Genomic DNA, 14,964 nt, shown 5'->3' on the forward strand with positions numbered 1-14,964 from the left:
GATCCGAGTCCGCCTCCATTTCTCTGTATTGAAGAGCCGGAGAATGGCCTGTATCACAAGCTCTTGGAGACCCTGGCCAATGAGTTTCGAGAGCATGCCGATACTCCCGGTGGCTCGCAGGTTTTTATCACTACACACCAGCCATACTTTGTCAATGCGCTCGAGCCGGATGAGGTCTGGATTTTGGAAAAGGGTGACGATGGTTTTTCGACGATTCGCCGGGCAAGTGATGATCCAATCGTGAATAATATGGTCGCAGAGGGTTTGCCATTAGGAGGCCTCTGGTACAGCGATTATTTCGACGAGAGGTGATTGGATGCACTTTGAAGTACTCGTCGAAGATCAATCCGGTAAGCACGCACTCGATATTTTGATTCGAAAGATCATCGGTAATCAGCATACATTCAGGGTTATTGAATACCGGGGCGTCGGACACATTCCCAAAAATCTCAAGAGTAGTACCGATGCGAGTAAGCGCATTTTGCTTGACCAACTTATCAGGTTGCTCAGAGGATATGGAAGGACATTTGCCAGCTACCCCGAGAATTATCCAGCAGCAGTGATTGTGGTTTGCGACCTGGATGACAAATGCCTAAAAGTATTTCGTCAGGAACTTTTCAGAGTTCTGAATGCGTGCAATCCCAAGCCAGAAACCCGGTTTTGTATTGCCATAGAAGAAGGTGAAGCTTGGTTGCTCGGTGATATTCCCGCGATTAAGACCGCTTACTCGAATGCCCGGGACAATGTTCTGAATAGTTATACAAATGATGCCATTTGCGGCACCTGGGAACTTCTGGCGGATGCAATATTTCAAGGTGGTGCAACGGGACTGGAAAGCAAGGGATGGAGAGCAATCGGCAGGGAAAAGTCGATATGGGCAGCGCGCATCGCCCCAAATATGGATGTAAAGAACAACAAATCGCCCAGTTTCCGCTACTTTCGGCAGAAGATTCAAGAGCTTATGGGGTATTCTGCGCAATGACCGATTGCGTTGTCTTCAGGCGCTCGGCAAGTTGTGCTTGCGTGAGCTTGGCACCAGTGCGGGCCAGGTCAAATTCCGGGCCGAGTTTTTCATAGGCTGCCCGGTATTCTGGGTCATGGCTCCATTTTTTGTGCAAGTCACTTACGTTACTCATTTTTTTTTATCTCCTGACGGCTCACCTGTCAAGTGATCCGAGTTTCTCAAGTCGTTCAAGCCACGCATTAAAGTGGGGACATTTGGATCGGCAGTCCTCCGCCGATGACGTTTTTCTCCCAGATCTCTCCAAGCGAATAGTCTTCCAGCCATGCGTCGAGTTTTTCGGCATCTGGCCTGATAAATTCTGTAGCCTCATCATTGCGTTCGACAACCACAATGTCTTCTGGTTCAAAAGCGTTGAGAAACGCGCTGGACTGCGTACTGACGAGGACCTGTGTCTGGCCACTTGCTGCTTGAAATAGCGACGCAATTACATCGAGCGCATACGGATGTAGCCCGAGTTCTGGTTCATCCACCACAATCAGGTATGGAAGATTTTCTTTCGGCTGTAGCAGTAGCGCAATCAGACAGATTGCCCGTAGCGTACCGTCCGAGAGTTGATGAGGACCGAAAATGAGGTCGGATTTGCGATGGCGCCAGTTGAGAATGATGTCTCTGGAATCGGTTGGCTCGAGATCAAAGTCTTCGAAAAATGGTGCCACTTGCCGAATTGTCGCCACAATCCGGCGATATACCTTTTCCTTATGGGACTTGAGTGCATACAATACCGCCGCCAGATTCGCTGCGTCGGGCATGAGCCAGCGATTGTCGCTGATATAACAATATTGTCGGACTCTCGAAGTCGGCGATGTATCGTGGAAGTGATAGACGCGACAATGATTCAGCAGCAAATGTCTGAGTATCTTCGCCGCTGGTTCGCCTTCTTCTGCCGCGTCTCCAATCCGCGTTTCTCGATGACCAGCTCCCAGTGACACGGCCCTTGGTCTCGGATAGCCTTTTTGATGATAGGCGAGTGTTTCTTCGGCAAAAATTAGAGAATCACCAGCAGCGTGGAATAGTCTCATGTAGTAGGTATCCGTTCCGTTCTCTACCTCAAATACCATTTTCGCTTCCAATTGAGGGGTTATATTAGGGCCGAAGTGCAAATTGCCTGTAGCCCGTCCCGTTGCTCCAATATGTTGCTGGAGCCGTCCGCCCATCAATTCATTCACGAATTTAAAAAAAGCAATGAGATTGCTTTTGCCCGCCCCATTAGCACCAATCAAAATATTGAGGGGTCGAAGCTCCAATGACATTTCTTTGATGGATCGAAAACCGCTGATCTTAATGCTTTTTAGTACTGGCATTCTACTCTCTCCTTCTCCCTCCTGCGCGGTATCCAGGCAATTAACATGTCTCCACAAGACACGGCCCCATTCTGGTGTATCGCGTGTTTTATTTTCGACTATCGCCCGGTTTTCGCACCGGGTATTCATAACGGTCTCCCCTGGCGTCGTAGGAGACACTTAGCTGGCCGTTTTCTACAACGAGGCGCGGCGTGTTTCTGCTCCGGGCATCGCGGGTGGAACCGCGCATGACGGCAAATTGGGCTTCGGTCATGCCTTCGACTATATCTTCTCCCCAGCGGTCTTCGGGTTCGATGACGCCGCCGCGGTAGGAGTGGTGGCGGGAATAGTAACTGAAGAAGATGGACCGGCGGCTGATGTCGGATTTCCAGGCCCAGGCTCCGTGGGTGAGGACAGTGTCCATAAAGAAGAGGATGTCGCCGGCTTTTGGGACCGGTTGGCGGATGGCGCCCATGTCGTCGTCGCTGGTGCGGATGCCTTCGGGCATGCGATAATAGGCTTTGTGGCTTCCCGGGACGCAGACGAATCCACCGCCGCCAGGGGTTGTGTCGTGCAATTGCCAGACAGCGCGGACAAATTCGGCATGGCTGCGGCCGTTCTGGAAGACATAGCTTCGGGAGGGTATGAGGGGTTCATTGCCGCCGTGGAGGGAGTGCCCGGTAGAGCCTTTGACCGAACAGAAGGCGGTGGCCCCGTTGCACCGGTATCCGCTGCCCATCATCCAGTTGAGGCGGCCGATGACGGCTGGGTGGATGAGCATTTTGCGGAAGGGTTCGCAATAGGGTTCGGGCAGGTGGAGAAGGCCGCTGAGCGTGGGGCGTCCGGTGCCCCGGAGGCTTTTGGATCCTCGGGCGAGTTCTTCGCCCACGACAATGCGATCGGAGAATTTGTCGATGGCTTCGTTGGCCCGTGCCAGCCATTCTTCGTCCATGACATTGCGCACGATGAGGTAGCCGGTGAGATCCCAGAAGTAGAGTTCTTTGTGATCAATGCCAGCGTCGGGGTCGGGTTTGTAAAACGAGGGGTGTATAATGTCCGGCGATTTTTCCAGCCAGGTCTTTTTGCCATCGGTATTGAGGGTTGGCGGCGGGTCGGTGGTGTCTTTGTATCCGGGGTTGGAGAGGACGGCCACATGTTCGGGCGGCAGATTGGCCATCCATTCCGGTCTGGGTTCTATTTTTGCTCCTGGCCCGTTGGATTGCAGGACAGCGCGGTTGGCATATTCGCAGGCGATGAGGCGCTGTGGATTGCGCCCTTTCCAGGGGCGGAGGCCCTGAAGGGTGGTTCCGCCAATGATGAGCAGGTCGCTGGCTTTGAGTACGGGTTGTTCGACCAGGTCCATGTCGTCTGCGCCTGTGAGGAGGTCTTCGGGTGCTTCTACATTGCTTTTGTGGCTGGCTGGAACCAGGACCACGCCGCCGTCGTCCGCGTTGACATCGCAGAGTGCCCAGATGACGCGTACGCCGTGGCAGACGCGGTAGTTGTTCTGAAAGTAGTAGGCCCGAGCCGTGTCTCTGGGTTCGTTGTTGCCCTGTAGCGGGGCGTTGGGATCGTCGCCAGCGGCTTCTCCGATCAGGCGAGGTGCTCTGTCCAGACGAAAGCCGTGGCCACAGATCTGGTTGAGGTACCAGACCAGGACGGGATGGACAAGAAGGTCGCGGAAGGGGTCCCGCAGGGGGGCGGATAGTGTCAGGAGATTGTCGGTGGGTCCGGCTTCGTCAAGGGTGTTGTTGAGGGTATCGACTTCTTTCGAGGTGAGGGCACCGGGGACGATGATATAGCCTTCGGTGTCAAAGAAGTAATTCTCTTCATTGGTCATAGATTCGCGGTCCATGTCCGGGTTCTCCTTAAAAGAATAGCAGGTGGATGATGGGGTTTAGTTGATGGCAAAATATAGCCTTTGACATGCAGGTGCAAGCCAAATAGATATTCGTTGATGAACTGCTGGCGCAGTCATGTTCTCACGCGAAGCACAACGTCAGTAATTACTCGCCTTCATACCCCATTCCGCCGATTCGTTGATTCGTTGATTCGTTGATTCGTCCATTCGCGCTTTTTGAAGGTTGCGTTCTGCGGAGCGTATCGCGTATATTGCGGGACAGGGAGTCAGATTTTAGAGAGGAGATATTTATCAAACAGGCCGTAAGCCCCGACAGCTTTAGCGTTGGGAAGCAGACGCGAGTTAGCGAGCGTTGTTTTGTAAGGGATTCCGATTCTATGGGGTGGTGCTTTAACAGGGTGGTATATCTCACAAGGCGATATGGGCGGCGCATCACAAAGACTCATCCGATAGCATCACTTGAATAAAATGTTGTTTTTGTGTATATTTATAGTATCATACAGATTAAGCATAATGCTTTTTTTAGGCTATTTCTCAAGCCTCAGCGGACAGAGAGCTTTATGCATCTATGTGACAACTGCTGGGGCTTTCTTTACTGAGTGGTTGCCAATGTATGTGACCTACAAATATAAGCTGTATAGCCGATGTGATCGTAATAAGTATCTCCATCGCGAGATTGACACCTTTGCGGGTGTGTATAATCATTTCATCGCCTTGCACAAGCGATACTATCGGCGTTTTAAGAAGTATCCAAGCAAGTACACACTGATAAAGCACTTGACAAGGCTGAAAAAGACCGTGCGATATTCTGCCTGGTGTCTATTGCCGAGTCAGGCATTGCAGAATGTGATCGAGCGCATAGACTTTGGATACCAGAAGTTCTTTGATAAGGACAACAAGAGACCGCCTAAATTTCGCAGTAAATTTAAATACAAGTCCTATACGCTTAAGCAAGCTGGATACAAGTTTCTGGACGGTAACAAGATGCGTATAGGTAAGCGTGTATTCAGGTATCATAAAAGTAGAGACTTTGACATAGAGAGTGTCAAAACAGTCACCATTAAGCGCGATAGCGCAGGCGACTTGTGGCTATGTGTTGTTGCAAAAGCTGAAGCGTTCAAGTCATTCATTGTCAAGACGGGTAAAACCGCAGGCTTTGACTTTGGCTTGAAAACATACTTGACTGCAAGTGACGGCACAAAGATACAATCGCCATTGTTCTTCAATCGTAATTCAAGAAGGGTCAAAAAGGCCAATCGCAATCTTTCTCGCAAGAAGAAGGGTAGCAACAACCGTCATAGGGCAAGAATAAACCTTGCCAGAGTACACAGGCGCGTGGCTAATCAACGCAGAGACTATCACTGGCAACTTGCCTATCAACTGTGCAAAGAATATGACGTCATGTGCTTTGAAAAACTCAACATCAAAGCCATGAAACAATTGTGGGGAAGAAAAATTAGTGATCTGGGATTCTCAGACTTTTTGACTATTCTCAAGTATGTCGCAAAAAAGACAGGCAAGCATGTTATTCAAATCAAACAGGGGTTGCCCTCGTCAAAGACTTGCTCTGCTTGCGACAATGTAAAAGAGAATCTTGAATTGCGAGAAAGAACATTCCATTGTTGCAAATGTGGTCTCGAAATAGACAGAGACCTCAACGCAGCGATAAATATTCACAGGTGGGGATGTCCATCTGTGGCGGAGGTAGCGTAAGACTTGCCGACTTTCGGGAAAGCAAGCAACTACTGTTGATCCCACAATCCCTGCTGAAGCAACAGGTTCTATAATCCATAAGCTTTAGCTTTGGGAGTACGTCATGAATGTGGCAGTGATTGGCGCAGATCGCCCCTGGGGTGCGCTGCTGGCGACGGGGTTGGGCGCGGGGTTTGAGGTGGTGGCGATTGGTTCGGAAGATGCCCGTGATTTTGCCGGGTACCGACAGGTTGATTTGCTCCAGCGAGAATCGGTAGATCCGATGCTGGCGGGCGTAGAGGCTGTTGTGTACGCGGCGGCCAGCGATCCAATAGGGGATAGCGAGCAGGTTTTGCTCGACGTAGCGGCGCGGGGGACTTATGTGGCGCTGACGGCTGCCTGTGCCGCCGGTATTGAGAAGGTGGTGTTGTTGAGTTGTCTGGATTTGGTGCGGGATTATCCGGAGGAATATATCGTTGATCCGCGGTGGAATGCGATACCGCGAGCAGAGGCTGAGGCACTGGCACCGTTTATGGCTGAGCTGGTGGGGCGGGAGATTGCGCGCACGGGTCAGATTGAGGTGCGTTGTTTGCGCCTTGGTGCGCCGGGTGTGGAGACTATGGCGGAGGATGCGGTGACGGCTGTGCGCGATGCGCTTATAGCCGAGCGCGAGGGGCACCACTGGTCGCTGTCGCATGTGGCGTCGAGTGGGCGTTTTGCTTGAGGGAAATGTTATGGCGACTGTAAATGAGGGGAATGTGGTGTTGTTCGGGGCTGGTGGTCCGGTGGGGGCAGCGGCGATTTCTGCGCTTAAAGGCCATTATACTTTGCGGGTGACCGATCTTCGGCCTATGACAGAGATCGCGGTTTCGCCGCCGCAGAGTCCCCGGGCGCCGATTCCAGAGGTGTTGGGTCCGCCGCACGAGAATCGGGTTGTGGATATTACGGATTACGCGCAGGTGCTGGCTGTGTGCGAGGGTATGAATGCGGCGATCAATGTGTCTGTGATTCGGCCACATCCGGTGCTGGCTTTTCAGGTGAATATGGTGGGTGCGTACAATGTGGCTAAAGCCTGCGTGGCTTGTGGGATTAAGCGGCTGATCCACACGGGACCTTTTCACACTTCGCTGGATCACAATGCCGATTATTGGCACGATTTTCAGTTGGATGCCGATATCCCGCTGCATCCTGGCGATGATCTCTACGCTGTGACCAAGTATCTGGGCGGGCATGTGACACGCGTTTTTGCCGAGCGCGAGGGCCTGGAGGTGCTTGCATTTGTTTATACGCAGTTTCGACCGGGAGAGGTGCTGCCCGAAGAATATGGGCGCGGCGCACATCCTTATACGACGTCGTGGGAGGATACTGGCGAGGCGTTTTTGTACGGATTGCGAGCGCCCGAGATGCCGTCGCCTTATGAGAATTTTTTCATTTGTGCGCGGTTGCCGCACGATAAGTATCGGCCCGATAAGGCGAAGCGGTTGTTGGGATGGGAGGCGAAGGATCGCTTCGAGGCGTTGTATGTGCGGTCTTCAGGGGTGGGTGATTAGGATGCCCTCACGGTTATACCAGACTGTTTTATAATCATTCATGCCGCAAGGCCTCTATTGGATTTGCCTGAGCTGTTTTGATGACCTTATACGCTACTGTTATTGTTGTCAGGACAACCATACACACACCACCTACTAAAAACGGCAGTGCCGAAATCTCAATGCGATAGGCAAAATTCTGTAACCATTCATTGGTTGCCCAATAGGCAATCGGCCATGCCAATAAACAGGATACCAATACCAGGCGAATAAACTCTTTCAAGAACAGCCCTACAACAAGACCTGCAGATGCACCCAACACCTTGCGAATACCCACTTCCTTTTTGCGCTGTTCGGTCAAAAATGAGACCAGCCCCAATAGGCCCAGACACGCAACAAAAATAGCCAGAGCAGCAAAAACGCTCATCGCGCGGCTCAACTGTCGCTCCTGGGTATATTGCTGATTCAGATTGTCATCCATAAACGTGTAAGCAAAAGGGCGAATCGGCAAAAAATGTTTCCATACCTTTTCCATGTGTGCAACGGTTTCATCGAAATTATGAGGGCTTACCTTTAGATAAAGTGTCTTGGGTACCGCGTTGTTCGCATATAAAACCATAGGGCCAAGCGGCTCGTGCAATGTGCGCGCGTGAAAGTCTTTAACCACGCCTATAACACGCCCTGGTCTTCGTCCCTTCACACCAAATGGTTTGCCAATGGGGTCTGCCCAATCCAGCATTTTAACAGCGGTTTCATTGAGAATGTATTCTGCCTGACCGTGAACCTTCAATTGCTCCAACTGATCTCGGGGCACAAATGATTCCGAATCATACCTTTTCGCTGCGTCTTCTGAAAAGTCTCGACCCGCAACAAGTTCAATATTGAAGAAACTCAGAAAATCTTCATCCACTTCATTCCTGCCCATACGCAATTCTTCTTTGCCCGGTTCATAAGCACTAAAAGTCGCTTGTGGCGCAGTGCGTCCGTGTGAAGAACGCGCAATTGTTGCAGCCGTAATATTGGGATGCTGCAAAAACACATCTTTGACAACATTGTACCGTTCCCACAAGCGATCTTCACGCAAACGAGAATTGCGAGACTCCCACAAAAGACGGGACTCAATAACGTACTCTTTGTCAAATCCCAGATCTTTGTTTTGGATATACGACATTTGATTAAACACAACCAATGTGATCACAATCAGTGCAATAGATGTACTAAACTGAAAAACCACCAGCACTTTGCGCAATAACCTACCGCGAGCACCTGCTGCGAGTGTGCCTTTGAGCACTTCAACAGGCCGAAATCGCGATAAAAGAAATGCTGGATAAATCCCCGTAATAAGTCCTGTTATCAGAGATAATCCAACCAGAGCAAGTGCCATATTGCCCGTGATATCCAATGTCAAAGAATTACCCGTATAGTCGTTGAAATGTGGTAAGAAATCAGAAATAACAACTAACCCCACAATCAAACTCAATACAGAGAAAATCACCGACTCGGCCAAAAATTGCAAAGCGAGTTGTCCTCGATGCGCGCCGACCACTTTTCGCAATCCCACCTCGCGTGCCCGGTTAGCTGATCGGGCTGTGGTCAAATTGATGAAGTTGATGCTCGCAATTAAAAAAATGAGAATGGCTGTAGCAGATGCAGCATAAACATGTGCAATATTGCCATGTATCACTGGCCCTTGAATGTCGAATACGTCCTGAAGTCCATAATCGCGTCTCGAGTACAAATGCACTTCATCCATGGGCTGGAAGTGATACGTCGTGCGTGCTACCATTTCCGGTCCCATATACTGTTCCACCATCGCGGGTATTTTTAAAGCCAATTTTTCAACTGACGTGTTTTCTTTTAACCGTACGTGGACCGTGATTCCGCCTCGCCAATGTGCTGTTGGCAAATAGGCATTCCAGTATCGAGAAAGAAAAGCAGGCCAGACAGAGGCTGAAAGCATATCAAAACGAATCGAAGATCGCCTGGGCAAATCTTTAAGCACACCCGCGACAGTATAATCGCCCCCGATATAGGCCCCTTCGACCGTAAGCACTTTGCCGATGGGGTCTTGATCGCCAAAATAATCGCGTACCATAGACTCGGTGATAAAAACAGAATTATGCTGTAAAAGAGCAGACTTGTCACCCTGTATTATTGGAAAGTTGAATACATCCAGGCAATTCGGGTCCGCGAGACAAAATACCCGATTCAAGACTGTCTCTTTATGCTGCACCCAGGCTTGGCGAAGCATTGTGCGTGTGGAGATTTCAACTTCGGGGAAATCGCGTGCCAAAGTGGGGCCAATTGCCCCCGAAATGCGCCAGTCGTATGTTGTCTGACCATTTTCTGATCGATACTCACCAATGATTCGATACAAGCGATCTGCATGCGGATGTTGTGTGTTAACAGCCAATTCGTTTTGTACAAACAGACCGATCAAGATGACACACCCGATGCCAATGCCCAGCCCGATAACATTGATCGCTGAGTACATTTTGTATTTGAGCAAATTGCGAATCGCGATGACGAGATAGTTTTTGAACATGAATGCGTCCTCTAAATTTTAAAAAGTACAGTCAAATGGCGCGGGTGGTCGTTTACTCCTGACGGAGCATTTTAACCGGGTCTTCAGACCAGGCTTTGCCAGCTTGATAGCCCACGATTAATAGGGTGACAATGATGCCTGAGACTGCTCCGATAATAAAAACGACCACGCTCTGATTTATTCGGTATGCAAAATTTTGTAGCCATTGCTCCCCGGCATAATAAGCGAGGGGAAGTGCCAACACATAAGCGATCGCGATTAACTTCAGAAACTCTTTTGAAAGCAATGTGAAAATATCTGCGAGATTCGCACCCAGTACTTTGCGGATTCCAATTTCTTTGATTCTTTGTTCAACACTGAAATTTGCAAGGCCAAATAGTCCCATACAAGCGACAAAAGAAGCGAGAAGCGTGAAGATTTCAAGGACATTGAATATGTTGATTTCCTTTAGATAAGATCTTTCGAGGTTTTCGCTTAGAAACGCGCTGTCAAAAGGCCGGTTAGGGATGAATTGCTTCCACTTTGACGCCATGAAATCTATTGTTGATGAGACGTTCTCCCGTCCAATTTTGACTGATAGCCAATTCCATTGTGTCTGCCACTTGCATATAAAAATTGGCTCTATTTCTTCATGGAGAGACAGCAGATGAAAATCGCGCACGACCCCAATTACTGTTCCACGACGATTATTAAGAAGCCAGGTAAATTGCTTTCCAACAGGATCTTTCCATCCGAGTTGTTTAACAGCCGTCTCGTTGAGAATAAATGCTTCAAAAGAATCGCTCGCAATATCCTTATTCAGATTTCTTCCAGCTATCACATCGATTTCGAATGTGTCCAAAAAATCTTCATCTACTACCAGATGCCTCATTCTGACCTCTTCGCCATCAATTCCTTCTGGAATGACAAGCTCACGTCCTCCGTCATACCCGAATGTGATTTGAGATGCAGTTGCACGGTGAATATTGGGATGCTTGAGAAATTCCTGCTTGATCAATTCATACTTAATGGTGAGAGAACGGTCTGTTGCAAATAGCGGCATCATGACTACCATTTCTTCGTTGAAGCCAAGTTTTTTGTTTTTGATATAATTCAGTTGTTGATAGACCACGCCAGTGCAAATTATGAGGGCAATAGACACACAGAATTGAAAGACGATCAGGACTTCTCGCATGCGAACACCTTTTAAGGTGTGTGAGTACTTGCCACCTAATACCTGTATGGGTTGAAAACTTGAGAGAAAGAAAGCGGGATAGCTTCCAGCGATGAAACCCATCAGCACGGTAAGGATGATCATTATGAGAAGTTCAGAGACGCCAAAACGCAAGTCAATGCCCACAAATTGTTCAAATGCTGGCAGGACAAGTTCAATCAGTGAAATGGAAAAGAGCAAAGACAGGAGTGATATGAATAGCGATTCACTGAAGAATTGACTGATTAATTGACCTTTGTGTGCGCCGACAGTCTTGCGAATGCCCACTTCTCTTGCCCTTTTGGCTGAACGCGCTGTTGCCAAATTCATAAAGTTCGCACAAGCGATGAGGAGAATCAACGCACCGATCGCAGAAAATAAATAGACATAGGTAATGTCTCCACCGTCTGTTATACCGTAGTCTGAATATGAGTAGAGATAGATCCGGCGAAAAGGTTGCAGGTGATACGTTGTGTTTGCACGCGTTTCGAGGTCAAAATAGCGGGTGGTAAAATCCGGCAATTTGCGCTCTAAATCAGCAGGAGAAGTGCCTTTGGAAAGCAATAGATAAGTTTGGACAGGGCGAAAGGAAGATTTACGCCATCTTTCCCAAACCGCATGCATCAGTGGTAAAGAAGGAACAGTAAACGTCAGAATGTCGAATTGAAGTGTTGATTGACTCGGCAAATCTTTTAAGATGCCTACAATCTCATAATCTCCTCCCGTGTAACGACTTTCTACAGTAATTACCTTGCCGATAGGATTTTCATTACCAAAATATTTTCGTGCAGTGGATTCTGTAACGACTACAGAAGAAGGGTGTTTCAGAATAGCTTGATGATCGCCCTTCAGGAACGGAAATGTGAATACATTGAAAAAACTATCATCGGCAACACAGAAGTTCTCTTGGAATCCCTTATCTTTGTACCGAACCCACGCATTACGGGTAAAAATTCGGGTCATCGTCTCGATTTCGGGGAAGTCGGCTTTGAGAGCAGGGCCTAAAGGTCCCAGGGTGCCATAATTGAAGTAGGAATCTCCAGTCGTTTTGTTTTTGACCTGTCTCAATACCCTGTAAATGCGGTCTCCGTTGAGATGGTGTTGATCGTATTTTATCTCATGCTGTATCCACAGGAGGATTAGGCCACAGCTCGTCAGGCCTACCGATAGTCCGACTACGTTAATCAGTGAATAAAGCCTGTGATTGCGGATGTTTCGTATGATTATGGTGAGATAATTTTTCCACATGGTAAGACCCCGTTGACAAATCATTGGAAAGCCCTTAGTGATATGCAATATGAGATCAGTTCCCACCATTAAATCGGGGAACTTCAGTTTGAATGACAACAGCAACTCAGAAGTAATCATTTATAACGCAAATGATGAATGGGATTTAACAGAGCAGTTTTTAGGGTATGATAGACGATGGTAAGCAGGGCTATCATCAGGGATATTCCGCCACCCAGGATCAGCGTTATAAGATCCACATGAACGCGATAATGAAAATCCTGCAACCAGGCCTCCATGACGAAAAAAGCTATGGGCCAGGCAATGATGTTGGTCAATAAAATGAGTCCTAAAAAATCCCTCACGAGCAACCACCAGATGTTGAACTTAGAAGCTCCCAGTACCTTTCGGATACTCATTTCGTGGGTGCGATACTGCACGGTAAAAGCGGTTAGTCCAAATAAGCCCAGACAGGCTACAAAAATTGTAAGCAGTGACACTAATCGGAGCATTTTTTCTAATTTTATCTCAGCCTCATAATTCCATTTATCTATGTTTTCATCTAAAAAATGAAAATTGAAGGGGAAATTTGGGATTAGTCGTTTCCACTGGTTTTCCACGAATTGGATCGTGTTGGCAATATTATCTTTTCGAATTTTGAGGGAGAGATAATTCCATTTGGGAACCCACATGCAGACGAAAACAGGTCCTATTTTTTCGTGCAAAGATAGCAGATGAAAATCCTCGACAACGCCAATCACTTTTCCGGGCCTATCATTCCACTCAAACTGTTTGCCAATTGGCTTCTCCCAACCCAGTTGTTTGACCGCCGTTTCATTCAGGATATAGGCATTTGTGGTGTCGCGTCCAATATCGCTTGAGAAATTTCGGCCTTCTTTAACTTTGATGTCAAAAAAGTTCAGAAAGTCCTCATCAGCAGCCAATATATTCATCTCCCAACCATCCGAATTACTTCCTTCTGGATAAACCACCCAGCGCTCTCCCCACCCAATATTGGGCAATGTATGAGAAGCCGTTGCCGCCAATATATCTGGATGTTTTATAAATTCCTGGTGTATTGCACGATAATTGCTCGTCAATGATCGATCTGTCATGTATAACTCCAAAATCATGACCTGATCTTTATTGAAACCGAGGTCTTTATTTCTCATGTACTTCATTTGATTAAAGATGGTTATCGTGCCGATGATACATATAACCGAAATTGAGGATTGAAAAATCACCAATCCCTTTCGGAATCGGGCGTTGTTTTTAGTAGAAACTAATTTACCTCCTTTGAGAATATCCATAGGCTCAAAGGCAGATAAAACAAAAGCAGGATAAATTCCAGAAAATAGCCCGACCAATACCGTAATGCCGGATAATCCGACCAATAGAGATCCGTTCTGAATATTTAGTGACAATGCCTTAAGTGTAAAAGCATTAAAGGTAGGCAGGAAAAGCTCGACAAAACTCAATGCCAACAAGAGGGCGAGCAATGATAGCAGAAAGGATTCTCCCAAAAATTGCACAATCAATATCCGCCGATTAGCACCTACCACTTTCCGCATACCTACTTCCATTGCCCTGGTGGTGGCGCGTGCTGTAGCGAGATTCACGAAATTGATACCGGCAATGAGTAAAATAAAAAAGGCAAGTGTAGAGAGTAAGTAGATATACGAGATGTCGCTATACATGGTCATACCGTAATCTACGTTAGAATAGAGGTGGATACGATCGAGCGGCTGCAGGTGATAGACATTGTTTGATTGGATTTCCTCGCCCATATAACGAAGCATAAAATCGCTCAATTTTTGTTCCAATTCGGAAGGTGGATACCCTTCTTGTAGCAAAATAAAAGTTTCTATTGGCAGCCAACCACTCTCGCGCTGCCATCTTTCCCACACAGTGCCAGCAAACTCTTTTTGTCTCCATTCTGATGATGCAGACGAAGCGAGAAAATCGAATTGAATTGTCGAATTTATTGGTATATTTTCCAGGACACCTGTGATTTTGTAATCCCCTCTAAAATATCGGTGTTCAACGGTGATTGTTCGGCCTATGGGATTTTCGTCAGGGAAGAATTTATTCGCCATTTCCCGGGTGAGAACAATGGTATAAGGTTCCACCAGAGCTGTCCTCGGATCGCCTTTTATGAAAGGAAAGGAGAAGATTTCAAAGATTTTAGAATCGGTCATCATAAATTTTTGTTTAAACCATTTGTCTTTATAGTTTATCCAGGTATCAATGTCCCAGGTCCGGACAGCACTTTGTATTTCTGAAAAATCTTTCAGCAGAGACGGTGCAAGCGCACCTGAAGTGCCCGGATGCGTCTGGGATTCGCCACTATTGGCTTCCCTTTCTCTCAGCACCCGGTAAATGCGATTGCTTTTTTCGTGGAACTGGTCATACCCTATTTCATCCTGTATATACAAAAAAACCAAAATACAACAGGCCATCCCGATAGCTAAACCACTGATATTCAGGAATGAAAACATCTTAAATTTAATCAGGTTTCGAACTGCAACTTTTAGATAGTTTTCAAACATTGCGAATCCTTTCTTATTCTATCAAATCGATCAGAAACGGTGTGTCACACTATTGAATTTTCACC

The 14,964-nt window shown here is 47.7% G+C and carries 11 protein-coding genes; 5 read left to right on the plus strand and 6 right to left on the minus strand.

Annotated elements, in window-relative coordinates:
* Together OXG87_02970 and OXG87_02975 are read left to right on the plus strand one after the other, a co-directional pair.
* A partial coding sequence (locus OXG87_02970) for an AAA family ATPase (protein MCY3868490.1) occupies positions 1-312 on the plus strand: 312 nt, incomplete at its 5' end.
* Between the two features lie 4 nt (positions 313-316).
* On the plus strand, positions 317-982 hold the full coding sequence (locus OXG87_02975; protein ID MCY3868491.1) for a DUF4276 family protein: 666 nt from the start codon (positions 317-319) through the stop codon (positions 980-982).
* On the opposite strand, the gene OXG87_02980 is transcribed toward OXG87_02975, so the two are convergent.
* The 3 genes from OXG87_02980 to OXG87_02990 all read right to left on the minus strand — a co-directional run bounded on the left by OXG87_02980 (position 960) and on the right by OXG87_02990 (position 4,159).
* Entirely contained in the window at positions 960-1,136 is a 177-nt protein-coding gene (locus OXG87_02980; GenBank protein ID MCY3868492.1) for a hypothetical protein, read from the minus strand. The genes OXG87_02975 and OXG87_02980 overlap by 23 nt on opposite strands.
* Positions 1,137-1,203: 67 nt before the next feature.
* Positions 1,204-2,325, minus strand: coding sequence for an AAA family ATPase (locus tag OXG87_02985; GenBank protein ID MCY3868493.1), 1,122 nt, complete (start codon positions 2,323-2,325; stop codon positions 1,204-1,206).
* Positions 2,326-2,413: 88 nt separating this feature from the next.
* Positions 2,414-4,159 (minus strand): phytanoyl-CoA dioxygenase family protein, encoded by a 1,746-nt coding sequence (locus OXG87_02990; protein ID MCY3868494.1) that lies wholly within the window; start codon positions 4,157-4,159, stop codon positions 2,414-2,416.
* Between the two features lie 519 nt (positions 4,160-4,678).
* Between OXG87_02990 and OXG87_02995 the strand changes: the two genes are divergently transcribed.
* The 3 genes from OXG87_02995 to OXG87_03005 all read left to right on the plus strand — a co-directional run bounded on the left by OXG87_02995 (position 4,679) and on the right by OXG87_03005 (position 7,407).
* Complete coding sequence (locus OXG87_02995; protein ID MCY3868495.1) at positions 4,679-5,878, plus strand: transposase; 1,200 nt, start codon at positions 4,679-4,681, stop codon at positions 5,876-5,878.
* A gap of 103 nt (positions 5,879-5,981) precedes the next feature.
* A complete protein-coding gene (locus OXG87_03000) occupies positions 5,982-6,581 on the plus strand; it encodes a hypothetical protein (protein MCY3868496.1) in 600 nt (199 codons plus the stop codon).
* Positions 6,582-6,591: 10 nt separating this feature from the next.
* Positions 6,592-7,407 (plus strand): NAD-dependent epimerase/dehydratase family protein, encoded by an 816-nt coding sequence (locus tag OXG87_03005; GenBank protein MCY3868497.1) that lies wholly within the window; start codon positions 6,592-6,594, stop codon positions 7,405-7,407.
* 34 nt (positions 7,408-7,441) lie between these two features.
* Here the strand turns inward: OXG87_03005 and OXG87_03010 are convergent, their stop codons facing one another.
* The 3 genes from OXG87_03010 to OXG87_03020 are packed head-to-tail and all read right to left on the minus strand — an operon-like array spanning position 7,442 to position 14,899.
* Positions 7,442-9,931, minus strand: coding sequence for an ABC transporter permease (locus tag OXG87_03010; GenBank protein MCY3868498.1), 2,490 nt, complete (start codon positions 9,929-9,931; stop codon positions 7,442-7,444).
* Between the two features lie 52 nt (positions 9,932-9,983).
* Positions 9,984-12,491: an ABC transporter permease gene (locus OXG87_03015; protein ID MCY3868499.1), complete on the minus strand. Its 2,508-nt coding sequence runs from the start codon at positions 12,489-12,491 to the stop codon at positions 9,984-9,986.
* A complete protein-coding gene (locus OXG87_03020; protein MCY3868500.1) occupies positions 12,488-14,899 on the minus strand; it encodes an ABC transporter permease in 2,412 nt (803 codons plus the stop codon). The genes OXG87_03015 and OXG87_03020 overlap by 4 nt, the downstream gene beginning before the upstream one ends.
* Positions 14,900-14,964 lie beyond the last annotated feature (65 nt).

Source organism: Gemmatimonadota bacterium, assembly GCA_026706845.1.
Lineage (GTDB): Bacteria > Latescibacterota > UBA2968 > UBA2968 > UBA2968 > VXRD01.

Excerpts from the sequence above, each read along its gene's own strand:
- OXG87_02975 (MCY3868491.1), top strand. The coding sequence starts at position 317 with ATGCACTTTGAAGTACTCGTCGAAGATCAATCCGGTAAGCACGCACTC.
- OXG87_02980 (MCY3868492.1), bottom strand. The coding sequence starts at position 1,136 with ATGAGTAACGTAAGTGACTTGCACAAAAAATGGAGCCATGACCCAGAA.
- OXG87_02985 (MCY3868493.1), bottom strand. The coding sequence starts at position 2,325 with ATGCCAGTACTAAAAAGCATTAAGATCAGCGGTTTTCGATCCATCAAA.
- OXG87_02990 (MCY3868494.1), bottom strand. The coding sequence starts at position 4,159 with ATGGACCGCGAATCTATGACCAATGAAGAGAATTACTTCTTTGACACC.
- OXG87_02995 (MCY3868495.1), top strand. The coding sequence starts at position 4,679 with ATGCTTTTTTTAGGCTATTTCTCAAGCCTCAGCGGACAGAGAGCTTTA.
- OXG87_03000 (MCY3868496.1), top strand. The coding sequence starts at position 5,982 with ATGAATGTGGCAGTGATTGGCGCAGATCGCCCCTGGGGTGCGCTGCTG.
- OXG87_03005 (MCY3868497.1), top strand. The coding sequence starts at position 6,592 with ATGGCGACTGTAAATGAGGGGAATGTGGTGTTGTTCGGGGCTGGTGGT.
- OXG87_03010 (MCY3868498.1), bottom strand. The coding sequence starts at position 9,931 with ATGTTCAAAAACTATCTCGTCATCGCGATTCGCAATTTGCTCAAATAC.
- OXG87_03015 (MCY3868499.1), bottom strand. The coding sequence starts at position 12,491 with ATGATTACTTCTGAGTTGCTGTTGTCATTCAAACTGAAGTTCCCCGAT.
- OXG87_03020 (MCY3868500.1), bottom strand. The coding sequence starts at position 14,899 with ATGTTTGAAAACTATCTAAAAGTTGCAGTTCGAAACCTGATTAAATTT.